The organism is Streptomyces sp. CNH287, from assembly GCF_000424825.1.
This window is the reverse complement of record NZ_AUKQ01000012.1, coordinates 204,264-228,166: the sequence shown is the minus strand read 5'-3', so window position 1 is coordinate 228,166 and position 23,903 is coordinate 204,264. Positions and strand designations below refer to the sequence as shown.

Annotated in this window: 24 protein-coding genes; 5 read left to right on the top strand and 19 right to left on the bottom strand. The window is 72.5% G+C overall.

Annotation, left to right across the window (positions count from 1 at the left end; genetic code table 11):
• Positions 1-34: 34 nt before the first annotated feature.
• The 9 genes from H299_RS0113900 to H299_RS0113860 form a co-directional block, all read right to left on the bottom strand.
• Complete coding sequence (locus H299_RS0113900) at positions 35-958, bottom strand: tryptophan 2,3-dioxygenase family protein (protein ID WP_027748901.1); 924 nt, start codon at positions 956-958, stop codon at positions 35-37.
• A gap of 169 nt (positions 959-1,127) precedes the next feature.
• The gene (locus tag H299_RS0113895; protein WP_027748900.1) at positions 1,128-1,541 is read right to left on the bottom strand and encodes a DUF3151 domain-containing protein; all 414 of its coding nucleotides are present in this window, start codon (positions 1,539-1,541) and stop codon (positions 1,128-1,130) included.
• Between the two features lie 160 nt (positions 1,542-1,701).
• A complete protein-coding gene (gene fbaA / locus H299_RS0113890; RefSeq protein WP_027748899.1) occupies positions 1,702-2,724 on the bottom strand; it encodes a class II fructose-bisphosphate aldolase in 1,023 nt (340 codons plus the stop codon).
• 187 nt (positions 2,725-2,911) lie between these two features.
• Positions 2,912-3,451: an orotate phosphoribosyltransferase gene (gene pyrE / locus H299_RS0113885; protein ID WP_027748898.1), complete on the bottom strand. Its 540-nt coding sequence runs from the start codon at positions 3,449-3,451 to the stop codon at positions 2,912-2,914.
• 10 nt (positions 3,452-3,461) lie between these two features.
• The gene (locus tag H299_RS0113880; RefSeq protein ID WP_027748897.1) at positions 3,462-4,289 is read right to left on the bottom strand and encodes an aldose epimerase family protein; all 828 of its coding nucleotides are present in this window, start codon (positions 4,287-4,289) and stop codon (positions 3,462-3,464) included.
• A 112-nt stretch (positions 4,290-4,401) separates the two neighbouring features.
• Positions 4,402-5,586 carry an SRPBCC family protein gene (locus H299_RS0113875; RefSeq protein WP_486587262.1) on the bottom strand — a complete coding sequence of 395 codons (1,185 nt, stop codon included), beginning with the start codon at positions 5,584-5,586 and terminating at the stop codon, positions 4,402-4,404.
• Between the two features lie 91 nt (positions 5,587-5,677).
• A complete protein-coding gene (locus tag H299_RS0113870; RefSeq protein WP_027748895.1) occupies positions 5,678-7,468 on the bottom strand; it encodes a spermidine synthase in 1,791 nt (596 codons plus the stop codon).
• 95 nt (positions 7,469-7,563) lie between these two features.
• Entirely contained in the window at positions 7,564-8,097 is a 534-nt protein-coding gene (locus H299_RS0113865) for a DUF2617 family protein (protein ID WP_027748894.1), read from the bottom strand.
• 506 nt (positions 8,098-8,603) lie between these two features.
• The gene (locus tag H299_RS0113860) at positions 8,604-9,692 is read right to left on the bottom strand and encodes a ThiF family adenylyltransferase (protein WP_027748893.1); all 1,089 of its coding nucleotides are present in this window, start codon (positions 9,690-9,692) and stop codon (positions 8,604-8,606) included.
• 477 nt (positions 9,693-10,169) lie between these two features.
• Between H299_RS0113860 and H299_RS0113855 the strand changes: the two genes are divergently transcribed.
• Positions 10,170-11,450, top strand: a complete 1,281-nt coding sequence (locus H299_RS0113855) for a M14 family zinc carboxypeptidase (protein ID WP_027748892.1) — start codon at positions 10,170-10,172, stop codon at positions 11,448-11,450.
• Positions 11,451-11,529: 79 nt separating this feature from the next.
• Entirely contained in the window at positions 11,530-12,768 is a 1,239-nt protein-coding gene (locus tag H299_RS0113850) for a pyridoxal phosphate-dependent aminotransferase (RefSeq protein WP_027748891.1), read from the top strand.
• A gap of 125 nt (positions 12,769-12,893) precedes the next feature.
• On the opposite strand, the gene H299_RS0113845 is transcribed toward H299_RS0113850, so the two are convergent.
• The 4 genes from H299_RS0113845 to clpB all read right to left on the bottom strand — a co-directional run bounded on the left by H299_RS0113845 (position 12,894) and on the right by clpB (position 17,106).
• Positions 12,894-13,244 carry a hypothetical protein gene (locus tag H299_RS0113845; RefSeq protein ID WP_027748890.1) on the bottom strand — a complete coding sequence of 117 codons (351 nt, stop codon included), beginning with the start codon at positions 13,242-13,244 and terminating at the stop codon, positions 12,894-12,896.
• Positions 13,241-13,576, bottom strand: coding sequence for a hypothetical protein (locus H299_RS34060; RefSeq protein WP_037758915.1), 336 nt, complete (start codon positions 13,574-13,576; stop codon positions 13,241-13,243). The genes H299_RS0113845 and H299_RS34060 overlap by 4 nt, the downstream gene beginning before the upstream one ends.
• A gap of 115 nt (positions 13,577-13,691) precedes the next feature.
• On the bottom strand, positions 13,692-14,279 hold the full coding sequence (locus H299_RS34055; protein ID WP_051262445.1) for a YbjN domain-containing protein: 588 nt from the start codon (positions 14,277-14,279) through the stop codon (positions 13,692-13,694).
• 130 nt (positions 14,280-14,409) lie between these two features.
• Complete coding sequence (gene clpB / locus H299_RS34050) at positions 14,410-17,106, bottom strand: ATP-dependent chaperone ClpB (protein ID WP_051262444.1); 2,697 nt, start codon at positions 17,104-17,106, stop codon at positions 14,410-14,412.
• Between the two features lie 144 nt (positions 17,107-17,250).
• Between clpB and H299_RS0113825 the strand changes: the two genes are divergently transcribed.
• Together H299_RS0113825 and H299_RS0113820 are read left to right on the top strand one after the other, a co-directional pair.
• Complete coding sequence (locus H299_RS0113825; protein ID WP_027748889.1) at positions 17,251-17,655, top strand: TIGR03618 family F420-dependent PPOX class oxidoreductase; 405 nt, start codon at positions 17,251-17,253, stop codon at positions 17,653-17,655.
• A gap of 262 nt (positions 17,656-17,917) precedes the next feature.
• Positions 17,918-18,952, top strand: a complete 1,035-nt coding sequence (locus H299_RS0113820) for a LuxR C-terminal-related transcriptional regulator (protein ID WP_027748888.1) — start codon at positions 17,918-17,920, stop codon at positions 18,950-18,952.
• Positions 18,953-19,062: 110 nt separating this feature from the next.
• Here the strand turns inward: H299_RS0113820 and H299_RS0113815 are convergent, their stop codons facing one another.
• From H299_RS0113815 to H299_RS39610, 4 genes are all read right to left on the bottom strand, one after another.
• Positions 19,063-19,779, bottom strand: coding sequence for a DUF6333 family protein (locus tag H299_RS0113815; protein ID WP_027748887.1), 717 nt, complete (start codon positions 19,777-19,779; stop codon positions 19,063-19,065).
• Positions 19,780-19,812: 33 nt separating this feature from the next.
• Positions 19,813-20,373 (bottom strand): GNAT family N-acetyltransferase, encoded by a 561-nt coding sequence (locus tag H299_RS0113810; RefSeq protein WP_027748886.1) that lies wholly within the window; start codon positions 20,371-20,373, stop codon positions 19,813-19,815.
• Positions 20,374-20,501: 128 nt separating this feature from the next.
• On the bottom strand, positions 20,502-20,804 hold the full coding sequence (locus tag H299_RS0113805; RefSeq protein WP_486587261.1) for a hypothetical protein: 303 nt from the start codon (positions 20,802-20,804) through the stop codon (positions 20,502-20,504).
• Between the two features lie 174 nt (positions 20,805-20,978).
• Positions 20,979-21,149: a hypothetical protein gene (locus H299_RS39610; RefSeq protein ID WP_158692328.1), complete on the bottom strand. Its 171-nt coding sequence runs from the start codon at positions 21,147-21,149 to the stop codon at positions 20,979-20,981.
• Between the two features lie 267 nt (positions 21,150-21,416).
• Here H299_RS39610 and H299_RS34045 point away from each other — a divergent pair, with 267 nt between their 5' ends.
• Positions 21,417-22,154, top strand: coding sequence for a hypothetical protein (locus tag H299_RS34045; protein WP_037758911.1), 738 nt, complete (start codon positions 21,417-21,419; stop codon positions 22,152-22,154).
• 33 nt (positions 22,155-22,187) lie between these two features.
• Here the strand turns inward: H299_RS34045 and H299_RS0113785 are convergent, their stop codons facing one another.
• Entirely contained in the window at positions 22,188-22,658 is a 471-nt protein-coding gene (locus tag H299_RS0113785; RefSeq protein ID WP_027748884.1) for a heat shock protein transcriptional repressor HspR, read from the bottom strand.
• A 1-nt stretch (position 22,659) separates the two neighbouring features.
• Complete coding sequence (gene dnaJ / locus H299_RS0113780; RefSeq protein ID WP_027748883.1) at positions 22,660-23,868, bottom strand: molecular chaperone DnaJ; 1,209 nt, start codon at positions 23,866-23,868, stop codon at positions 22,660-22,662.
• Positions 23,869-23,903 lie beyond the last annotated feature (35 nt).

Below are 23,903 nucleotides of genomic sequence, written 5' to 3'. Positions count from 1 at the left end.
GTGCGGGGTGTCCTGTGAGGCATCGTGCGGGGCGTCAGACATGGCTGCGCGCTGTCCACAGCTCCGGGAAGACGTTCTTGGCGGCACGTTTCTCCAGCCAGGCCACGCCCGCCGAGCCGCCCGTGCCCGTCTTCGAGCCCATCGCCCGCCGGGTGGCCACCAGGTGGTCGTTGCGCCATCGCCAGACCAGCTCGGCGACCTCGGTGAGGGCCTCCCCCAGCCGGACCGTGTCCGCCGCGCCGGGCGTGCCCGCCTCGGCCGCGCCGCCCGCTCCGCCGTCCGCCTCGGCCGCGCCGCCCGCTCCGCCGTCCGCCTCGGCCGCGTACGCCCGCGCCCAGACGGCCTCGACCGCCGGGTCCGGCTCGTACTTCAGCGTGACGTCGCGCCGCAGCAGCGCCGCCGGGATGTCCTCTCCCCGGCGCGCGAGGTAGCGCAGCACCTCGTCGTAGAGGCTCGGCTCGTGCAGCGCCTTCGCCAGCTCGTCGTACACCCGGGGGGACCCGCGGTGCGGCACCAGCATGGAGGCGGACTTCTCACCGAGCAGGAACTCCAGCCGGCGGTACATCGCCGACTGGAAGCCCGACCCCTCGCCGAGAGCCCCGCGGTAGGAGTTGAACTGCGCCGGGGTCAGATGGGCGAGCGGCTCCCAGGACGCGTTGAGCGACCGGAGTTCGTACACGGAGCGCTTGAGCGCGGCCAGCGCGCCCGGCAGGTCGTCCTCGCGCAGCGCGCCGGCGGCCGTCTGCCACTCGTGCACGAGCACGGTGAACCACAGCTCCATGACCTGGGTGGTGACCAGGAAGGCCAGCTCTCCCGGATCGTCGGAGAGGGGGTGCTGGAGGTGGGTGAGGACCTCGGCCTGGACGTAGTCCTCGTACGGCGTGGTGCCCTCGAAGTCGAGGTCCGGGGCCTGCTCGGCGCCGGGCTGCGGATCGGAGGCGTGGGGCCGGTGGGACATCGCTGTCTCCTCACGGTGGATTCCGGGTAGCGGTCCGCCCCTTCCGTACGGCAGTGGAGCCCCGGTCCCCTGGGCCCGCGGTGAGTGGTGCGGGCCCAGGAGCATCATCAGCGACACGGCCCGCCCGTCACAAGCCCCTCCCGGGGCCGCGCGGACGGTCCCGTCGGGGCTACGACAGCGTCGCCGCCGCGGTGGGCGAGCTGTCCTTCAGGAACGTGCTGCACCGCTCGTACTCATCCTGCTCCCCGATCGCGCCGGCCGCCCGCGCGAGGGCGTGCAGGGCGCGCAGGAAGCCGCGGTTCGGCTCGTGCTCGAACGGCACCGGGCCGTGGCCCTTCCAGCCGCTGCGGCGCAGTGCGTCCAGGCCGCGGTGGTAGCCCGTGCGGGCGTAGGCGTACGACTCGACGACCCGGCCGGCCTCGAAGGCGTCGTCGGCCAGCCGGGCCCAGGCCAGCGAGGAGGTCGGGTGCTGCGCGGCGACCTCGGCGGGCGAGGTGCCCGCGGCGAGCAGCTCGCGCGGCTCGGGGTCGTCGGGCAGGTGGGTCGGGGGCGGGCCCCCGAGAAGGTTCTCGTGTGTGGACATGTGTCCCAGTCTGCCTGGCCGCCGCGGGGTTTGCCGGGGCAGCCCCTCGGGGCGGCGCCCCGTGCACGCCCCCGCACGCGCACCCGGCCCGGCATCCGTGCGGGGATGCCGGGCCGGGTGCGCGGGACGCCCGCGAACGGTGCCCCGAGGGGCCACCGGATCACTTCAGGCGGGTGCCCGTGGAGCGCAGGTCGGCGCACGCCTGCTGGACGCGCTCCGCCATGCCCTTCTCCGCGGCCTTGCCCCAGCTGCGCGGGTCGTAGACCTTCTTGTTGCCGACCTCGCCGTCGACCTTCAGCACGCCGGCGTAGTTGCTGAACATGTGGTCGACGACCGGGCGCGTGAAGGCGTACTGGGTGTCGGTGTCGAGGTTCATCTTCACGACGCCGTTCTCCAGCGCGGTGGCGATCTCCTCGGCGGTCGAGCCGGAGCCGCCGTGGAAGACGAAGTCGAACGGGGAGGGCTTGCCGTACTTCTCGGCGACGCCCGCCTGGAGGTCCTTGAGCAGCTCGGGACGGAGCACGACGTTGCCCGGCTTGTACACACCGTGCACGTTGCCGAACGAGGCGGCCAGCAGGTAGCGGCCCTTCTCGCCCAGGCCGAGCGCCTCGGCGGTGCGCAGCGCGTCGTCGACGGTGGTGTACAGCTCGTCGTTGATCTCGTGCGTGACGCCGTCCTCCTCACCGCCGGTCGGGGTGATCTCGACCTCCAGGATGATCCGGGCGGCGGTGGCGGCGGCAAGCAGCTCCTCACCGAGGGCCAGGTTGTCCTTGAGGGTCTCGGCGGAGCCGTCCCACATGTGGGACTGGAAGAGCGGGTTCCGGCCCGCGTCCACCCGCTCCTTGGAGACCGCGATCAGCGGACGCACGTAGCCGTCCAGCTTGTCCTTCGGGCAGTGGTCGGTGTGCAGCGCGACCTTGACCGGGTACTTCTCCGCGACGATGTGCGCGAACTCCGCGAGCGCGACCGCACCGCTGACCATGTCCTTGCTGTACTGGCCGCCCAGGAACTCCGCACCGCCGGTGGAGATCTGGATGATGCCGTCGCTCTCCGCTTCGGCGAAGCCCCGCAGTGCGGCGTGCAGGGTCTGCGTGGAGGTGACGTTGATGGCCGGGTAGGCGAATTTGCCCGCCTTCGCCCGGTCGAGCATCTCGTTGTAGACCTCTGGGGTTGCGATGGGCATCTGTCCGCTCCTTGGGTATGCGAATGCGTGTCGGCTCTGGTGGGCTCAACGGAACGACGTCATCGTCGGAGCCATCCTCCCAGACGCCGCTACCGCACTCGACGCCGGTTCACGAGATCACGAGCGCGTCGGCCGGTGGTTTCACGTGGAACCAGCGGCCCAGCGGCCCGGACCACCCGGGAGACCCTCAGCCGAGGCCCAGATCCGCCAGGTCGTACGGGTGGACGTACGGCAGTCCCGCCTGCCGTACCGCCTCGGCGGCTCCGCGCTCCACGACGGAGGCGATCGCGACCACCTCCGCACCCGCCTCCCGCGCCGCCTCCACGGCCGTGAGCGGCGAGCCCCCGGTGGTCGTGGTGTCCTCGACGATCAGTACCCGGCGGCCCGCGATGGACGGCCCCTCGATGCGCTGCTGGAGCCCGTGCGCCTTGCCCGCCTTGCGGACCACGAAGGCGTCCAGGGTGCGACCGCGCGCGGCGGCGGCGTGCAGCATGGCGGCGGCCACCGGGTCGGCGCCCAGGGTCAGCCCGCCGACCGCGTCGTACTCCAGGTGGGCGGTGGCGTCCAGCATCACCTGACCGGTGAGCGGCGCCGACCGGCCGTCGAGGGTGATCCGGCGAAGGTCGATGTAGAAGTCGGCCTCGATCCCGGAGGAGAGGATCACCTTGCCGTGCACCACGGCCTTTTCCTTGATCTGCCGGAGCAGCTCTGCGCGCACATCACTCATGGGGAGGAGCCTATGACAGCGGAGCCGGGCGCCAGCTCCAGGTCGTCGCGATCTCCAGCGGCTCGATGGGGGTGACGAAGCGGGGCAGGGTGTTGAGCCCGTTGGGCGGGCCGGACTGCGGCTCGACGCACACGCCCTCGGCCTGCTTGTCGTAGATCACCACCCACTCGGCGCGGCTGGCCAGCCGCAGCTCCAGCTCGCCGGGCCAGGTCAGGGTGACGTCGACGCCCTGCGGCATGCCGAAGCAGTCGTCCCAGGGGCCGGGCCGCGGGTCGATCCGGTTGCCGGTGGGCAGGTGGTCCTCGCCCCGCTCCTCCTGCCACTCGGCGCCGAAGGCGATACGGACGTCCTCGCCGCCCTCGCCCAGGTTCCGCAGGAACCAGGGGTGCCAGCCCGCCTGCGCGGGAAAGGTGTCCCGCAGCGTCTCGACACCGAGCGTGAGGGTGAGCCCGGTGCCGTCCTCGGCCAGCTCGACGAGCTGGGTGACCCGGCCCTCCCAGGGCCAGGGGTCGGTGAGGTCGAGGGTGAAGGCGGCGGAGCGCTCGTCGGCCCGGGCGGTGCGCCAGGCCGCCCGGCGGACGGTGCCGTGCAGGGCGTGCGGCCCGGAGCCGGCGCCGACCGGAAGCTGGTGCACCTCCCCGCCGTTGCCGAACCGGCCCTGGTCGGTGGGGCCGCACCACGGCACCATGACGAATGAGCCGTACTGCTCGCCCTGCCGCAGCAGTTCCCTGGCCCCGACGCGGAGCGAGGAGAGGCGGCAGCCGTGCCCGGGGTCGACGGTCAGCTCGGTATCGGCGGCGCGCAGGACGACAGGCTTGGCGGGGGCGTGAGCGGTCATGCCCCGAGCCTAACGACCCTGCCGGAGGCGTCGGTCAACGACGGCGGTCAGCCGCGGCGGCCGACGGCAGGGGCCGACCACTGCGGCCGGCCACGCGGTCAGCGACCGGCGATCAGCGGCGGCGGCGGAGGGCGCGGCTCACGATCACCGCGCCTGCCAGGACGAGCGCCGCGGCCGGGGCCGCCCAGCGAAGCGTGTCCGCCGCGGTGGCGGAGTCGGCGGCCGGGACCGGTGCGTAGCGTCCGCGCGGCGGGGCGTGGTCGACCTCCTCCGCGCTCCGGCCGATCATGGTGCGGCGGGCGTGCGCCGCTTCGGCGGTCAGGCGGCCGTCGCCCGAGCCGCCGTCCGCCGCGTCATGGCTCCCCGCGTCGCCATCTTCCGCATCACAGCTCTCCCCGTCGTCCGCCGCGTCACGGATCTCCCCGTCACGGATCTCCGCGAAGCCGGAGTCGTCGCCGAGGCCGGTGCCGCCAGGCCCGTCGCCGCTCGCGTCCGGCAGGGCAGGCGGGCCGGTCACCTCGGCCGCCTCGTCCTGCGGGTCGAGCGAGGGGGGCGGGACCTCGGTGTCGAAGACGCCGCCGGCCGCCGGCCCCGCGCTCTCCGCGCCGCTCGGGCCCTCATCGCCGTCCCGGCCGTCGCCCTTGCCCGGCTCCTTGCCCTGGCCCGGCTCCTTGCTCCGGTCCTTGCCCGGGCCGTCCTTGCCCGCGTCCTTCCCGGCCCGGTCCTTGCCGCCCTTCTCAGGGCCCGGAATGCCGGGAATGGCACGGTCGTTGTCGTCCGGCTCCCCGATCCCGGCGGCGCCGCGCGCACCCTGCTCGGGGCCCGACTCCCCCTCCGCGCGCGCGGGGCGCCCGGAGGGCTGCCGCGTCTCTGCCTGGAGGCTCTCGCTGAGCGCGGCGGCGAAGCGGTCGAGCAGACGCCGGCCCGCGGCAGCCGCGATCTTCTCGTCGAACTCCGCGATCCGGCCGTCGCCGGTGAGCTTGCCGGAGCAGACCAGCCGGGTGCCCTGCTCGTCCGCGGACAGCCGCGGCACCACCTTGAGGGCCAGCCGGACGGAGCCGCTGCCACGCACCTCGCCGCCGGAGCCCTTGACCCGGAAGCCGTCGCCCTCGGCGGTGATCCTCAGCTCGCCGCGATAGGTGATCGTGGAGCCGCCGATACGGATGCGCAGCCGCCCTTCGACCGCATCACCCCGGCCCTCTGCGGCGGCCAACTGGAGGCCCGGCACACAGCGCGTCACACGCGCCCGGTCGGCGAGCGCCTCGCGGACCGAGCCGACGGAAAACGGAACGTACACCTCGTGCTCCATAGGCCGGAGCCTACCCACCGTGCCCCGTACATGCGCCCGATCACACGCGCACCCGCCCCGCGCGGCGCCGGCGCACCGCTCAGTCCAGGTAGCGCGGGTGCATCAGCGAGGACGGCGGCAGGCCGGGTATGCGCTGGCCGCGAGCCCGGCGGACGGCCTCGCGCAGCGCGTCACGGGTGACCGCCCGCAGCCGGGGGGCCGAGGACCGGGCCGCCAGCCGGACCGGCGGGCTCTCCGGGCCGCGCCCGGCCAGGAGGAGACCCCAGTCGCGCGGCGGCGGCGCGTCGCCGGGGAGGCCCCGGCCGGACACCGCCTGGCCCTCGGGACGGCGGCCGTCCACCGCGTAGGGGGTGGTGCGCAGCCCGGCCGCGCGGATCGTCGCGTCCACCGTCCAGAAGTCCCGGGGGCGCTCGGAGAAGGCGCCCGCGTGCACCGCCAGGCGGCCCCGGGGGGAAAGGACGCGCGTGGCGAGCCCGTAGAACTCCCGGGAGTAGAGCTTGGTGCTCCCGGATATGCCCGGGTCCGGGAGGGCGGAGACGATCACGTCGTACGGGCTGTCGCCCCGCGAGCGCTCGCGCAGCCAGCGGAAGACGTCACCCGTGCGGACGCGCACGCGCGGGTCGCGGTAGGCGTCGTCGTTGAGCTGGGACAGGCCCGGGTCGCTGCGGGCCAGGGAGACCAGCTCCGGATCTGGTGCGACGACGGTGACCGACTCCACCTCGCGGTACCTCAGCACCTCGCGCAGCGCGAGGCCGTCCCCCGAGCCGAGGATCAGCACCCGCGCCCGGGGGCCGCCCGTCATCGCCGGGTGGACCAGCGCCTCGTGGAACCGCGCCTCGTTCTGCGAACTCACGCGTAACCGCCCGTCGAGGAAGAGCCGCAGCGGGGGGCCGGTCCCGGCCGGACGGGGCGGACCGGCCGAGCGGGGAGCGCCGGGCGAGAGCGCACCGGCCGCGGGCGCACCGGCCGCGCCGGGCGACCGGGACGACCTGGGCGGCACCGACCGGCCGCCACCCCCCGGCGGCACGAGCGCCGCGCGCTCCCGCGGTCCGGACCGGAGCAGGCCCGGCCGGTCCGGTATGCCTCCGGTGAGCACGACCTCCTGCACCTCCGTCCGGAGGGCGACCCGCACGTCCGGTCCGTACATCGCCTCGCGCGCCGCGCGCTCGAAGGGGCCGACGAAGAAGGTGCCCGCCACCAGGAGTGCCGTCACCCCGCCGTTGACCGCGAGCAGCGTCCAGCGGCCGCGCACACTCAGATCGCGGCGGAAGAGCCACAGCACCACCACTCCTCCCGCGACGGCGTTGACCACGCCCGTGAGCAGCACGCCCGTCAGCTGCCCGAAGAAGGGCAGCAGCAGGAACGGGAAGGTCAACCCGCCCAGCAGGGCCCCCACGTAGTCGGCCGCGAACAGATCGGCGACGGCGACGCCCGGGTCCTGCGCGCGGATGCGCTGGATGAGCGTCATCAGCAGCGGCATCTCCGCGCCGATCAGCATTCCGATGACGACGGAGAACACCACCAGCGCCGCATGCGGCTCGCCGAACCACGCGAAGGTGGCGTAGAGCGCCATGGCGGAGCCGCCGCCCACGAGCGCCAGCAGTGCCTCGATCAGGCCGAAACCGACCGCGGCGTGACAGCGCAGCCCCTTGGCGAGGAGCGAGCCGATGCCCATCGAGAAGACCATCACGGAGAGCACCACCGACGCCTGCGTGACGGAGTCACCGACCAGGTAGGCGGCGAGCGCGACCAACTCCAGCTCGTACACCAGCCCGCAGGCGGCGCAGACGAAGACGGAGACGAGCACCGCGGCCCGGCCGATGCCCGCCGGAACGGGCAACCGGGCAGGGGTGAAGGGGCGATCGATCATGTCGATAACGCTACGTCACCGTCACACCACGCCTGGTCACCCACACGAGTGCTATCCGCAAGCGAAACCGGAGATTCCGCCTCCTTCGAGTGCTCTCACACCAACGCCTGTTCCAAACTCTCGCGCATACGTACACCCACCCTCGTACGGGTCGACACCAGCTTTCCCTCCTGCGGGTACGAATGCCAGGTGCGCCAGTGCACTTGGCCGTCGTGCCGCTGGACGAGCAGCGCGGTGAAAGCGGTCGGGCTCCCCGGGAACGTACCCGCAAGCCCATTCGGATGATCGGCGACGAGTGCGAGCAATTCCTGCGCCCGCCCGAGGAAGGAGTTCCCGGACAATGTTTCGACACGCGCGGCGAACTCGTACTCCCATTCTCCTACGCGCTTGGACACACCGAGCGGCAGCGGTGAACTGCTGCCGGGCATACAGGCGACGGTCTCGGAGCAGTAGCGGTCATCCTCGTGGAGAAGCACCTGATGAGAGGCGCCGAGTAACCGCAACTGCACGTTGGCCCCGGACAGTTCCAGATCTAGCGCTGCCAGCGCGGGCAGCGGCTCCCGCCCCAGCGCCCAGGCGAGATCGCCCGCACGGGTGTCGCTGTAGGCAGTCTTGAGAGAAGTGAGCATGGGTCGGCTCCGCAAGACGCAGTTGAGGGTGGGTTCACCGAATCACGAAAAGCGCCGTACCCACAGCGGTTTTACCCATCTTCGACGGGTTTCCATCCGCGCGAGGGCACAGCTGCTCAAACGTTCAACTCAACTGCCTGTCAAGGCATTACGGAATCCTGGCCGGACCGGCTCAACTGCCGCTCGAGTCTCCCCCGCCACCGTCGCCCCCACCGCCCCACCCGACATGGGCGTACGTCTCGTATGTGTCCTGCCCGTGACTTCCCCTGTCACTGCGACTCCAAGTCCCCCTGGACCGGGGGCCGTCACTGAAGGCCCAGAACGTCACGGCAACCAGTGCGACAAGGATCGCGAGAACAATCACTGCGGTCATGGCATCCCCCTCACTCAAGCCACGACTCCGCCGTCCCCAGACGGCGAGTAGGACGGAGCGTTCCCCGTCCCCGCCGACTGTAATCCCCCGTCCCGCTGATCGTCGGAAGACTTTTCCGCGCGCTGACGGACCATCAGATGCCTTTGCAGGAAATGCAGTCGGGGCGGCGCGGGAACCGGTCCATGACCGGATCGCCGGGCGTCATCAGGTTGAGGCCGAGCCGGAAGCCCGGCTCCAGCGGCGGCGCCCCGGTGATCAGGGCGAGCGCTGCGTACGCCAGGAGGCTCCCGGAGAGGCCCGCGGTCACCGCGTTGACCGGGTTCCACGGCATCCGGGGCGAGGCCACGTCCTCGTCCTGCCCCGGCCCGAGCCGCAGGTCGCGGTGTTCGATCTCGCCCGCCCGGTGGCACTCCCAGCACGCCCCCCGCCCCGGCACGTGCACGCCCACCGAGACCAGCGGCCCCCGGTAGCCGCCCTCCACCCAGGGCAACCCCGCCGCCAGGCACCCGGTGTTGGCCCAGCCCCGGATCTCGGGCGGCCGGTCGGCACCCAGCACCAGCAGGTCGTAGCCGGGCCGCAGCAGCCGGGCGAGGTCGTCCGCGTCGTGCACGCGGCGCCGCTCACCGGTCACGGACACGTCGGAGTTGAGCAGCCGCAGCCGGGTCAGCGCGGCCTCGACCTTGGGGCGGCCGATGTCGGCCTCCTGGAAGAGCAGTTGGCGGTTGAGGTTCGACAGCTCCACGACGTCCGGCTCCACGCAGTGCAGCGCCCCCACCCCGGAGGACACCAGGCTCTGCGCCACCACCCCGCCCGTGCCCCCCACCCCCACCAGCAGCACCCGCGCCTCGCGCAGCCGCAGTTGCAGGTCCCACGCGCTCGCTCGTGGCTCCCGGTCCATCCAGCGCAGCAGCGCCACCCCGCGCCCGTAGCGCACGCGTTCGCGCTCGGTGAGGCACTCGGGCACGGGCGCTGCGGCGTCCTCCAGGAAGCCGGCCCGTAAGAGGTCGTCCATGGCCTGGAACACCTCGCCCGGCGCCAGCGCGGAATGCCGATCCAGCACCTCGGCCACGACCTCGTCGGGGGAGCGGAGCCCGTCCATCGCCTCGGTCAGGCTCCATATCCAGCCGTCCGGATCACGGACCTCGGCACCGATGCCGAAGATCACACTGCCGATCCTGATATTGCCGTCGACCGTCCGGTACGGGCGGTGCTCGGGCTTCACCCGAGGCTGTCCTATCGCCGCAATTGTCATCGACACGCTGATCCCCTTGGACGGCCGGAACACACCCTTGACACGGTGCCGTTGCCATGGAGTACTGGCACGGTACTATCCGTGAATTCGCGCCTGCCCACACAGTGCGTGATCTATTCACATTTTCCTCTGCGCATCCGGCGATTCCCCCTGCCGCGCACCGCACAGGGCACTTCACACACCGCACTGCCCGTACATCACGGCGAGCAGGAGGGGAGGGAGAGCTGGCATGGCACACCGAATAGAAATCCGGCCGCTGGAGAAGCGGGAAACCACCGGTCTCAGCGGCACCAGTAACAGCTGACCGGTATTCGCGGCGCCCGCGTGCCGCGCCGCGCGGGCGCCGACCCCACCGCCGCCAAGCCCCCGACCCGTCCCCTGTGCGGACCCGGAGAGAAGCGAGGCAGCGTCCTGCTGAGCGACACCCTGTCCGAGCGCGGCTGCGCCGTGTTCGACGACTATCCGACTGTTTCCGAAATCTACGCCTCGGCCCGAGAATTGACGTCGCATCATCCCGATGTGTGCGGATTGCGCCGGGTCGGCGCCTCACGCGCAGGTGAGGAGCTGCTGCTGCTGTCGGTCGGGCACGGCCACCGGAACGTACTGGTGGTCGCCGGTCCGCACGCCAACGAACGGGTCGGCGGCGCCACGGCGCTGAGCCTGGCGACCCGGGTCGCCGGAGACGTCGCGCTGCACGGCGGGGCGCGCGACGCGTGCTGGCATTTCCTGCTCTGCCTCGACCCGGACGGCACCCGCCGGAATGAGAACGGAGCACCCCGGCGGCGCACCCTGCACGAAGGGCACCGCCCGTTCTTCCGCCCGGTCGGCGACGAACAGCCGGAATGGGCCCCGTCACTCCGCCCGGCCGCAGGCGGAGAACTGCCGGAAAGCCGGGCGCTGCTCGGCGTCATCGACGAACTCCGGCCCTTTCTCCAGTGCTCCCTGCACGCGAATGACGTGGGCGGCGGCTGGGTGCAGTTGACGCGCGACCTGCCCGGGCTCGCCGACCCGTTCAGCAAGACCGCCGCCGATCTGGGAATCCCGCTGGAACTGGGCAGCATTGACACCATGTTCTGGCCCGGTTCCGGACCGGGCGTATTCGTCATGCCCGAACCGGGAATTCCGGAGCGTTTCACCTGTTTCGAGGAGGACGCCGCACGCTCCACCTGGTATCGGCCGCACCGGTACGGGGGCATGACGGCCGTCATCGAGACACCCATGTGGGCCAGCCGCCTCGTCGACGACCCCGCCCCGGCCCGCGCGCCCCGGCGCGACCTGCGGCGGTGCGCGCACCGGTTGCGCCGCCGCAGCCGGCTGGCGGGCGAACTGGTGCGGGCGACGGGCGAACTGGTGGACGCCGAGCACAGCGCGGTGCTGCGCGGGGCGCTCGCGGCCGTACACGTGTGCCCGGGGCTGGCCGACGACTGGGACCGGCTCTCCCGCACGCCGCACGACATGCCCTCGCCGATCCGTACGACCGGGCACGTCGCCTCCCTGGCCGCCGCCGCCTGGCGCATCCCGCTGCGGGCCGCCGCGATGGCGCTGACCGCGCTCGACCCGCTCCCGGGTCCGCACGCCGAGCGGTTGCGCGGCGAGCTGGACCGGGTGGTCGAGGAGTGGTGCGCCGCGGTCGAGGCCGAGTTCGGCACCCGCTGGGTCCCCGTGGACGATCAGGTCAGCCTCCAGGCGCGTACCACGCTGGCCGTCTTCGACCGCCTCACGGCGTAGCCCGGCGGCGCGGACGGGGGCGCGGACGGGGGCGCGCGGGGGCGGCGGCGTGTTGAGGAAGCTGTGGCGTTCACCCAGGATGGCGGGCATGACCGCCACAGGACGACCGCTGCTCAACCGCCGGCTCGCCGAGTTCGGCACCACGATCTTCGCCGAGATGTCGGCCCTCGCCACCCGTACCGGTGCGATCAACCTGGGCCAGGGCTTCCCGGACACCGACGGCCCCGAGGAGGTCCGGGAGGCCGCCGTACGCGCCCTGCGGGACGGTCGCGGCAACCAGTACCCGCCCGGCCCGGGCATCCCCGAGCTGCGCCGGGCGGTCGCCGAGCACCAGCGGCGCTTCTACGGCCATCTCGGACTGGCGTACGACCCCGATGGCGAGGTGCTGGTCACCGCCGGGGCCACCGAGGCCGTCGCCGCGTCCCTGCTGGCGCTGGTGGAGCCGGGCGACGAGGTGGTCGCGCTGGAGCCGTACTACGACTCGTACGCCGCCAGCATCGCCATGGCGGGCGGCACCCGGGTGCCGGTCACGCTGCGGCCCGGCGGTGACGGGCGCTACCACCTCGACCTGGACGAGCTGCGGGCCGCCGTCACCGGCCGCACCCGGCTGATCCTGCTCAACACCCCGCACAACCCCACCGGCACGGTGCTCAGCCGCGCGGAGCTGACCGCCGTCGCCGAGCTGTGCCGGGAGCGCGACCTGCTGGCGGTGACCGACGAGGTCTACGAGCACATCGCCTTCCCGCCCGCGGACGGCAGCGCGGACGGCAGCGCGGACGCCGAGGGCACGCACATCCCGCTCGCCTCACTGCCCGGCATGCGGGAGCGCACGGTGACCATCTCCTCGGCGGGCAAGACCTTCGCCTTCACCGGCTGGAAGGTCGGCTGGGTGACGGCGCCGCCGGAGCTGGTGGCGGCCGTGCGGTCGGCCAAGCAGTACCTGACGTACGTCTCGGCGGGTCCCTTCCAGTACGCGGTGGCCGAGGCGCTGGCCCTGCCGGACAGCTACTTCACCAGCCTTGGCGAGGACCTGCGCGCCAAGCGCGATCTGCTCACGGCGGGCCTGGCGGAGGCGGGCTTCACCGTCTACCGGCCCGCCGGCACGTACTTCGTCACCGCTGACATCCGGCCGCTGGGCGAGCGGGACGGCCGCGCCTTCTGCCTCGCCCTGCCCGAGCGCTGCGGCGTCGTCGCCGTCCCCAACTCGGTCTTCTACGACGACCCCGAGGCGGGCCGCAGCCTGGTCCGCTTCGCGTTCTGCAAGCGCAGGGAAACCCTGGATGAGGCAGTGCGCCGCCTCAAGCGGGTGGCGCCCTGACGGGGCGCCCGGAATCGCCGCTCGTGCCGCGGCGCGGGGTGTGGGGTGTGGGGTGCGGTGGGGTGTGGGGTGTGGGGTGCGGTGCGCACCGGCGCGGCAGCCACACCCGCCCGGTCAGCCTGCGCTCACTCGGTGTCCTTCGGGTGCCGGGGCGAGGCGTACACGAGGATCACCGTCGAGGTTTCCGGGCTGACCAGGTAGCGGACCCGGCCAACACTGGTGATCTCGTACTCCCACTGGTCCCGCTCGGGCCCCTTCCACTCCTTGGTCGCATGCCTGCCGCGGAGCTGGTGCTGGCGGTTCCAGTTGGATCGGGACGGAGGGTCGGTACGCAGCGCCTCCAGGCATCGATGCGCGTCCGGCAGCACCGCCCGGCACAGCTGCTCCCACCCCGCCACGGCCTCTGTCGTACCGAAGACGACGTTCCAGCCGCTCAGCGGAGGGACGCTGACTCGATCACCCTTCTTCGGGCTCACGCACGCACCTCGACCGAGCCGAGGTCGTCACCGTCGAGCGGACGCAGCGATTCCCTGAGCTGGTCAGGATCAGCGTTGATGCGGGCAGTGGCGCGCCAGGAAATGATCGCGCGGTGCACGGCTTCCCCAGCCCCCAGCTCCGCAGCGTCGGACAGCGCCCCGAGAAGCTCGACGGTGAAGGCTCGGACCTCTTCCGCGTCCAGATGCCGTACCCAGGGGAACACCTCGGGCAGTGCGAGCAGGAGCGACTTCGCCCCGTCGTCCTGCTTCATGAGAGCGAGGAAGAGCCGGGAGGCGGTGGTCAGATTCTCCTCGGCGTGCTCCGCGCGCACAGCGGTGTTTCCATCGACCGGTGCCGGGTGGGCGCGCGGAAGCGCCCCCTGTCCGCCGATGCGGAAGGGGGCGCCTGCGGGGCCGAGGCCGGAGCCGGAGCCGCAGCCGGGGCCGTCAGTCGTCGGAGCCGGTGACCGGGCCGGAGCCGGGGCCGTTGCTCTCCGGAGTGTCGGGCTTGTCGTCGGCGGCGGCGTCGTCGCCGTCCACCGCCTTCTCCAGACCCAGCTGGTCCACCAGCCACTTGTCGAACTCGATGGACGCCCGCACCCAGCTGACCGTGCTGGACACGAAGTGCTCCAGCGCGACGCCGGTGCCGATCATCATCTGCGCTTCGCCGATCAGCCGCACCGTGCCGTCGTCGTGCGTGTGGCTGTAGACCTTCGGCCACAGCGTGCGGCGGTTCCAGTCGTCGACCGATTCGAGGAGGGCGACCTTGTCGTCGATCGAGTGCGGCCGGTCGTAGAACGTACGCACCGAGAAGACCTGCTGGTCGCCCTCTCCCCGGAACATGAAGTACGTACGGAATTCCTCCCACGGCGCGGCGAGGTCACCCTCGTCATCGACGACGTACTTCAGCTCCATCTGGTCGAGGAGCTGCTTGACCAGATCCTGGTCGGGGACGACGGGGCCCGCGGGCCCCGTCTCCTGCGGGTCGGACTGCTGGCCCCCGAAATTCGGAATCGAGGACGGGTCGATGGTCACCGTGGAGTTCCCTTCATACGGATCGGGCCATCCTCCCTCATGACCGCCCGGTCCTGGCAACCGTGTCCACGGCCCAGCGGCCAGGAGGGCCGGAAATTCCCTCCCCTGCCCCTGCCCGCCGGCCCGGCCGCTATGCCCCGTCCGCCGCGGATTCCGCCTCCAGCACCGGACGCACGCTCAGCCCGCTCCCGCTCCCGCTGTCCCCGGCGCCTCCGGCGTCCCCGCCGTCCGCCCGGTCGACGCGGACCGTCTGGCCGTCGCGGATCTCACCCGCCAGGATCTCCCGCGCCAGCTGGTCCCCGATCGCCGTCTGCACCAGGCGGCGCAGCGGCCGGGCGCCGTACGCCGGGTCGTTGCCCTCCTCGGCCAGCCAGGCGAGCGCGGCCGGGGTGACGTCCAGGGTCAGCCGCCGCTCGGCCAGCCGCCTCTGGAGGCTCTCCAGCTGGAGCGCCGCGATCCGCGTCAGCTCGTCCCCGCTGAGCGCGGAGAAGACCACGACGTCGTCGAGGCGGTTGAGGAACTCCGGGCGGAAGGCGGACCGGACCGTCGCCATCACGTTCTCCCGCTTCGTCTCCGGCTTCTCCAGCGGGTCGGTCAGGTGCTGGCTGCCGAGGTTCGAGGTGAGGATGAGGAGGGTGTTGCGAAAATCGACCGTACGGCCCTGCCCGTCGGTCAGCCGCCCGTCGTCCAGCACCTGGAGCAGCACGTCGAAGACGTCGTGGTGGGCCTTCTCCACCTCGTCCAGCAGCACCACGCTGTACGGCCGCCGCCGCACCGCCTCGGTCAGCTGACCGCCCTCCTCGTACCCCACGTAACCGGGCGGGGCGCCCACCAGCCGGGCGACCGAGTGCTTCTCGCCGTACTCGCTCATGTCGATGCGGACCATCGCCCGCTCGTCGTCGAAGAGGAAGTCTGCGAGCGCCTTGGCCAGCTCGGTCTTGCCCACGCCCGTCGGGCCCAGGAAGAGGAACGAACCGGTGGGCCGGTCCGGGTCGGCGATGCCCGCCCGGGTACGCCGCACCGCGTCGGAGACGGCGCGCACGGCCTCGGACTGGCCGATCAGCCGCCTGCCCAGCTCCTCCTCCATGCGCAGCAGCTTCTGGGTCTCGCCCTCCAGCAACCGCCCGGCGGGGATGCCCGTCCAGGAGGCGACGACGTCGGCGATGTCGTCCGGGCCGACCTCCTCCTTGACCATGGTCTGCCGGGCCGCATCCCGGGGGCCGCCCGACCCGTCCTGCGCGGCGGCCGAGGCGGCCTCCTCCTCGGCGGCGCTGGCCTCCGCCAGCTCCCGCTCCAGCTCCGGGATCTCACCGTAGATCAGCTGCGAGGCGCCCTCGAAATCGCCGTCGCGCTGGAGCCGCTCGGACCGGCCGCGCAACTCGTCCAGCTGCTCCTTCAGCTCGCCGACCCGGTTGAGGCCCCGCTTCTCCTTCTCCCAGCGGGCTGTCAGGCCGCGCAGCTCCTCCTCGCGGTCGGCCAGCTCGCGGCGCAGCCGCTCCAGCCGCTGGACGGAGCCGGGGTCGGTCTCGTTGGCCAGGGCCAGCTCCTCCATGCGCAGCCGGTCCACGGCGCGCTGGAGTTCGTCGATCTCCACCGGGGAGGAGTCGATCTCCATCCGGAGCCGGGAGGCCGACTCGTCGACCAGGTCGATGGCCTTGTCGGGCAGGAAGCGGGAGGTGATGTAGCGGTCGGCGAGGGTGGCGGCGGCGACCAGCGCGCCGTCCGCGATCTGCACCTTGTGATGCGCCTCGTACCGGCCCTTGAGGCCGCGCAGGATGGCGATGGAGTCCTCGACGCTCGGCTCGGCCACCAGCACCTGCTGGAAGCGGCGCTCCAGCGCCGGGTCCTTCTCGATCCGCTCGCGGTACTCGTCCAGCGTGGTTGCGCCGACCATCCGCAGCTCGCCGCGGGCCAGCATCGGCTTGAGCATGTTCCCCGCGTCCATGGCGGAGTCGCCGCCCGCGCCCGCGCCGACCACCGTGTGCAGTTCGTCGATGAAGGTGATGATCCGGCCGTCGCTGGACTTGATCTCGGCGAGGACGGTCTTGAGCCGCTCCTCGAACTCGCCCCGGTACTTCGCCCCCGCCACCATGGCGCCCAGGTCCAGCGCGACGATCCGCTTGTTCCGCAGGGACTCGGGCACGTCGCCCTTGACCACGCGCTGCGCCAGGCCCTCGACCACGGCTGTCTTGCCGACGCCGGGCTCGCCGATGAGCACCGGGTTGTTCTTGGTGCGCCGGGAGAGGACCTGGACGACCCGGCGGATCTCCTGGTCCCGGCCGATGACCGGGTCGAGCTTGCCGTCCCGCGCGGCGGCGGTCAGGTCGGTGCCGAACTTCTCCAGCGCCTTGTACGTGCCCTCCGGGTCGGCGTTGGTGACGCGCTGGCCGCCGCGCGCCTTCTCGAACGCCTCCAGCAGCTTCTTGTCGGTGACCCCCTGCTCCTTCAGCAGCTCGGCCGCGGCACCGCCCTTGGCGGCGATGCCGATCAGAAGGTGCTCGGTGGAGACGAAGTCGTCGCCCAGCTCCTTGGCCCGCTGCGCGGCGTCGGCGATCACGGCCAGCAGCGCGCGGTCCGGCTCCGGGCGGCCGACGGTCGAGCCCTGCATGCTGGGCAGGGCGGCGAGGCGGCGCTCGGCGCCGGCGCGCAGGGCGACCTGGTCGGCGTCGAGCGCGGCGATCAGGTCCTGGACGTTCTCGTTGTCCTCGCCCTCGAGCAGGGCGAGGAGCAGATGGGCGGGCGTGATGTCGGGGTGTCCGCCGGACACGGCCCGTGCGTTGGCCGCGCTGATGGCGTCCCGGCTCTTGTTGGTCAGCTCGGCGTCCACAGTCGTGCGCTCCTCCTCGTCACCGGTGCTGTCGCATTGCTTGGCGCAAGTCGTGTTGCTTGGCACAACCTGCATTAAGTTGAGTCTATTCCACTCAAGGAAGTTCCCGTACGAAGTAACGCCGCGCGCGCTAGGTTCGTTCCCGTGATCACCGAAGAGACGGCCTTCCGCGACTTCTGGCGCGAGCGCCACTACTCCACTCTCACCACCTTTCGCCCCGACGGCACCCCGCACGTGGTACCCGTGAGCGTCACCTACGACCCCGCCGCCGGGATCGCGCGCGTGGTGGCGAGCGGGACCAGCCGGAAGGTGCGCAACATCGAGGCGGGCGGCGGACCGGGCGGCGGCACGGCGCGGGTCGCGCTCTGCCAGGTGCAGGGCCGCCGGTGGGCGACGCTGGAGGGGGCGGCGACCGTGCGCCGGGACCCGGCGCTGATCGCGGACGCCGAGCGGCGCTACGCCGAGCGGTACGGCCGCGACCCCCGGCCCAATCCGGCGCGGGTGCTCATCGAGATCGCCGTCGACCGCGCGATGGGCCGCCCGGGGTGAGCGGTGCGCGGCAGCGCCGTACGGGCCGTACGTGGCGGTGCGTGGCGGTGCGTGGCGGTGTGATCGCGGAAAGCGACGCTCCGGCCCGATTCACACATGGTTTATGCACCCCACGCACACAGTTGCGCACCGAAGCTCCCGCAGACCCCACCCCAGGCTCTACGCTGCGCACGGGGGCGAGCCGTGCCGCACACACGCCGCCCCCGCCACACCTGCCGACCGGCCGCACACTGGCTCCACATCCATGCAGCGGGGGTACAGCTTGGGTGCCAATGCGATGTCCGTCTTCGGAGTCTCTCCGGAAGAGGAAGAAATGTACCGTCATTTCTTGCGCAACCCGGACACTCCGGTCGAAGACATCCACCTCCGGCTGCACACCGACCGCGAGTCCGCCCGGCAGGCGCTGAACAGGCTGTACGAGCTGGGGCTGCTCCGCCCGTCCGGCCGGTCCGGCCGCCCCGACCCCGCCGCCCCCGGCCGCGTCTCCCCCACCAGCCCCGAGGCCGCCGTCTCCCGCCTGATGGACCGGCGGATGCACGAGCTGCACGAGGAGCTGCTGCGGGTGACCCGGTCACGCCACGTCATCGAGGCTCTACGCGCGGAGACGGACGCCCGCGTCCCGCCCCCGCAGGGCGTGGAGCAGCTGACCGAACTGCCGCAGATCCGCAGCCGCATCGACGATCTGGCCTTCTTCGCCCGGGACGAGATCCTCTCCGTGGAGCCGTACGCCGAGCTGTCGCCGGAGAACGTCGCGCACTCGCGCCCCCTGGACCTGCGCTGCCTGCGGCGTGGCGTACGCATCCGCAGCGTCGTGCTGAGCAAGGCGCTCAAGCACGGCCCCACGCTCCGCTACCTGCGCGAACTGGCCGCGAACGGCGCCATGATCCGCGTGGCCGACGACGTCTCCGAACGCCTGCTGGTCTACGACCGCCGCACCGCGCTGGTCCCCATCGATCCCGAACACCCCTCCCGCGGCGCGCTGCTGGCACACGAGAGCGGCCTCGTCGCCAACATCATCGCGCTCTTCGAGAAGATCTGGGACCAGGCCGGACCGCTGCCCCCGGCGCCCGACGACGAGCCGCCGAAGCCCCCCGAGCCCGCCCCGTCCGCGCTCTCCGCGATGGAACTGCGCGTGCTCCAGTCGATGGTGTCCGCGGGCAAGGACGAGACCGGCGCACGCGAACTGGGCATCTCCGTACGCACCTATCGAAGACACGTGGCCGACCTCATGCGCGGCCTGGGCGCCGCCAGCCGCGCCCAGGCGGCGCTGCTGGCCCGCGAACACGGCTGGATCTGACGCACCAGCGGATGCCGACGATCCGCGCTGAACACACCCGCTCCGTGCGGCGGATGGCAACCGGCTCAGACGTACGGGCCAGCCGGTCACCGCGGCTCACCGGACAGCCCTCAGCCGAAGTACAGGCCCTCCATGGCCCGTACCGCCTCCTCCGCATGCTGCACGCGGAACGCGGTGGCCCGCATCTCCTCCCACCCCCACGGGTCCGAAGGGCCCAGCGCCAGACCCGCCAGGCGTGACCACTCGATCTCGTTCCGTGCCTCGTCCAGGTCGACGCCGGCGTTGTCGAGCATCCAGCTCTTCAGAGCCAGCGAGGCGATCACCGCCTCCGGGTCGCCGCCGACGACGAACGGCTCGTCCCCGGGCCAGCCGGAGGCGTGGAACATGGCGCCGTCCGGCAGCCACACGAGGTCCTCGGTGTGCTCCATGCCACCGTGGTAGGCGACCCGGCCCACGATCCGCGCGTCGGGGAACCGCTCACGCAGCGCACCGGCCGCGGACCTGAGCGGCTCGTCGTTCCCGTCGCTCGCGAAAGCCGGATTCACGAGGCTCGACATGCCGCCCCACACGGCGGCATGGACGACGTCCAGATCGCCACGCACCGCTGAGGGCAAGGGAGTCTGCACGGAGCGCGGACCGAGGACCTCCCCCACCGCCTCCACACCCTCCGACGACTCGGCGAACGCCCGCGCCCGCGCCGGGTCTTGCGGCGGAAGGCCGCGGGCGTCGAGGCCGAACGGCGGGTGCATCACCGTCAGGTGGCACAGGCCCGTCGAGCCGCGAACTGTCCGGTCCGGCGCGGAAGTCCAGTACTTGGTATCGATCACACGGGCAACCGTAGCGACGGGGCGCGGCGGGGCTCACCCGGGCGCGCTCATCCCGTGTGCCCGGGCGAACTCGTCGGCGAGCATGCCCACGATGGCGAGATCGCCGTACTCGCCGCCGACGAAGAGATGCTCACGAAGGCGCCCCTCCTCGACGAAGCCGAGGCGGCGGTGAAAGGCGAGCGACCTCTCGTTGTGGGCGAAGACGTGCGCCTCGCACTTGTGGAACCGCCGCTCGGCGAACATGAAGCGCAGCAGCATCACCACGGCCTCCGTCGCGTAACCCCTGCCCCGGTGCTCGGCGGCGATCGTGACGCCGTACCGGAAGGCGCCCCCGCGCGCGTCCGCCGCGTACACGAGGACGCTGCCGACCGCCTCGCCGCTCTCGGCGGCCTCCACGATCAGCTGGAACCAGTCGCCGTCGGGCTTGGCCTCGGACCGCTCCTTCGCCCCGGCGCGGTAACTCTCGGCGGAACGGGGCGGGTGCAGCAGGTCCCCCAAGCCCTCCTCTTCCGCGCCGAACCGCAGGAGCGATTCCCAGTCCTCCGGCTCGACACCGCGCAGGCGTACCCGCCGACCCTGCCAGAACGAGTTCATCGCGCCATCAGATCAGGCGGCGGAGGCGTCGTCCACCGGATACTCCGCTCCCGGGGACCGCCTGTGACCTGCGGCTCAGCCCCCGGGCCCGGCGGCACGCCCCGGTGCTGCCACCCCGGCATCGCACCTCACGAGGTGGACGGACGCGGTCGGGCGGTCCAGCCGCGCAGGGCCGGGTCGGCCAGGACCCGGGAGACCGCCTCGCGGATCGCGTCGGGACCGCCCGTACCGGGCAGCTGGACACGCAGGCGGACCCGGTCCGGTTCCACCAGTGGCTCGCAGGCCCACCGGGCGGGGAGCAGCCCCAGCAACCGGACCGCCGTGGTCTCCGGGCTGGAGGCCGTGGGGCAGCGGCGCACGAGGGTGACCTCCACGTACGACTCGAAAGTGGCGAGGCCCACGGGCACGGTCCCGGCCGAGTCATCCGGCACGGTCCGCCTCCTTGGCGGCGGCGGGCAGCCTGACGGGGCGCCGGGCCGTCGCGGTCATCGCCGCGCGGCCGGTCGGCAACGCCGTGCGCACCGCCGGGCGGGTGCGAACTCCGCGCTGTGCCGGCCCGGTACGTCCGGCGGGCCGCCGCCCAAGGAGCTGGAACCGCACCGCCGTTACTGCCAGCCGTTGACCAGCGTGCCCGCGTCGGCGGTGGTCGCCGCGGCCGGGGCGGGCGGGGAGGAGGCGGCGGCCGTGCCCGCGGACAAGGCGAGGGCTCCCAGCATCAGCCCAGCGACGACGACGGCCTTGCGCACGGTCGTACGGGAGGCGAAGCGTGCACCCATGTCATTCCCCGATCAAACGAGCCTGGTTACCGGTCAGTTATGACCATGCCAGGGGGCGGAAGCGTCGCGAAGGGGAGCACGCTGTCAGCATGCTGCACCGGCCCCGCAGCATGCTGACAGGACGCGGGCAGCCCTGCGGGGGCCACGGGTGTCCGACGGCCGGGCGTCCGGCCCATAGCGGCGTGCGGCATCGCGTTCTCCACTACGCTCGCACGCAGCAGCGGGCCCCCGACTCCGGGCCCTCACCCCCCGGAAGGGAGCTTGTCGGTGCACAGACCCAGACGCCGGAGCGGAGCCGCCGCCGGAGCGGCACTCGTCCTGACCGCGCTGAGCGCCTGCTCGGGCGGTGGCGACGACTCACCGGACGACGCGAAGGAATCCCCCTCCGGCAGCGCCCACGCGACCCTCACCCCCGAGGCCACCCCGTCCGCCTCGGCCACCGCTTCACCCTCCCCCTCCGCCTCCGCCTCCGCCTCCGCCGAGAAGCCGAACGTGGGGGACCTGGACGGGAAGTGCGCCAAGATGGGCAAGGGCGTCCCCGAGGCGGCGAAGTACGAGGGGAAGGGCCCGCACACCGTGGTCGTCTTCCATGACGACTACGAGTCCGACACCTCCTTCTCCGGCACCTACGTGTTCTGGCAGGTGCGGTTCCCCAACCTCAAGATCTTCGAGGGCTCGGAGAGCCCCTCCGAGGTCGAGCTGATCGCCTGCGGCAAGGGCACCAAGGGGTCGCAGCAGCTCGGCTCGTGCCAGTACAACGCGCTCACGTCGAACAGAACCACCTACCCCATGTACTCCCAGACCTACGAGTACACCGTCTACGAGCTGCGCACCGGCAAGGTGGTGCGGACGGTCAAGGGCCCCGGGCCCGCCGGCACCGACGGGTGCCCGTACCAGCTCAAGACGAGCTACGGGGGCAAGAAGCCCACCCGGGTCTACGCGACCATGACCCGGGAGAGCACCCAGGCCCTGCTGCACGACGTCGTCAACGGCCCGGCCCGCTGACCGGTCCGCGCGCCCGGCACGCGCCGGCCCGGGTCACCGGCGCCGGCGCCCCGGGCGCCAGACGACCAGCGCGCTGGACTGCTGCACGTCCTGGTACGGCACCAGGTCACGCCGGTAGGACGCGTGCACCTGCGCCTCGCGCTGCCGCAGCGTCACCGCCGCGCCCTCCAGCGCCTGTTGGAGTTCGGCGGCCCGCGCCTGGAGCGCGGCCACCTGGTTCTCCAGCTCGATGATGCGCTTGATCCCGGCCAGGTTGATGCCCTCGTCCTGGCTCAACTGCTGCACTTGGCGCAGCAGTTCGATGTCCCGCGCGGAGTAGCGCCGACCGCGCCCGGCCGTGCGGTCCGGGGAGACCAGGCCGAGCCGGTCGTACTGGCGCAGCGTCTGCGGGTGCAGGCCGGAGAGCTGGGCGGCGACCGAGATGACGTAGACCGGTGAGTCGTCCGTCAGTTCGTACGGCTGCGGTCCCCCGAATCGGGGGCCTCGCCCACCTCGGCCGGTCATCTCAGTCTCCCTTCGCGGCCTTGAACAGCGCTGCTCTGGGGTCCTCGGCCGCCGTCGCGTCGCGGTAGGACTCCAGGGTGTCCCTCGCCTTGTCGCTCAGATCCTTCGGTACGGCCACCTCGACGGTGACCAGCAGGTCGCCCCGCGTGCCGTCCTTGCGGACCGCGCCCTTGCCCCGCGCCCGCATCGTACGGCCACCGGGCGTGCCCGGCGGGAGTTTCAGCGTGACCGGCGGGCCGCCGAGCGTGGGCACCTTGATCTCGCCGCCGAGCGCGGCCTCCGGGAAGGTGACCGGCACCGAGACGGTGAGATTGTCACCCCGGCGCCCGAAGACCGGGTGCTTGTCGACGTGGACGACCACGTACAGGTCACCGGCGGGACCGCCGCGCTCGCCCGGCGCGCCCTTGCCGCGCAGCCGGATGCGCTGCCCGTCCGAGACTCCGGCCGGGATGCGGACCTGCATGGTGCGCGAACTGGTGGCGCGCCCGCTGCCCTTGCAGTTGTCGCAGGGGTCCTGGGCGATCAGCCCGCGCCCCTTGCAGTCGACGCACGGGTCGGTGAGCGAGAAGCCGCCACCGCCGCCGCGGCTGACCTGGCCGGTGCCGACGCAGGTGGGGCAGACCCGCGGCGAGCCGTTCTTGTCGCCGGTGCCCGCGCAGGTCTTGCAGGCGGCCGAGGAGGACATCCGCAGCGGGACCGTCGCCCCGTCCACCGCCTCGGTGAAGCTGAGCGTCACCTCGGACTCGATGTCCTGCCCGCGGCGCGGCTGCGTACGGGTCGTCGTGCCGCCGCGGTTGAACAGCCCGCCGAACACGTCGCCCAGGCCGCCGCCGAAGCCGCCCGCGCCGCCGGGACCGCCCGCGCCGCCCGGGCTGCCGGGCCCGCCCTGGGAGCCGCCGAAGAGGTCGCCCAGGTCGAAGTTGAAGCTGCCCGCGCCGCCGCCCGCGCCAGGACCGGGACGGTAGCCGCCGTTCCCGAAGAGGGTGCGCGCCTCGTCGTACTCCTTGCGGCGCTTGAGGTCACCGAGCACGTCGTACGCCTCGGAGGCGTCCTTGAAACGCTCCTCGGCCTTGGCGTCACCGCGGTTGGCGTCCGGGTGGTTCTCGCGGGCGAGCTTCCGGTACGCCTTCTTGATCTCGGCCTCGGTCGCGTCCTTCGGGACGCCGAGAACCTTGTAGTAGTCCTTCTCGATGAAGTCCTTGGTACTCATCCCCGACGTCCCTCCTCCCGCTCAGCCATCCGACC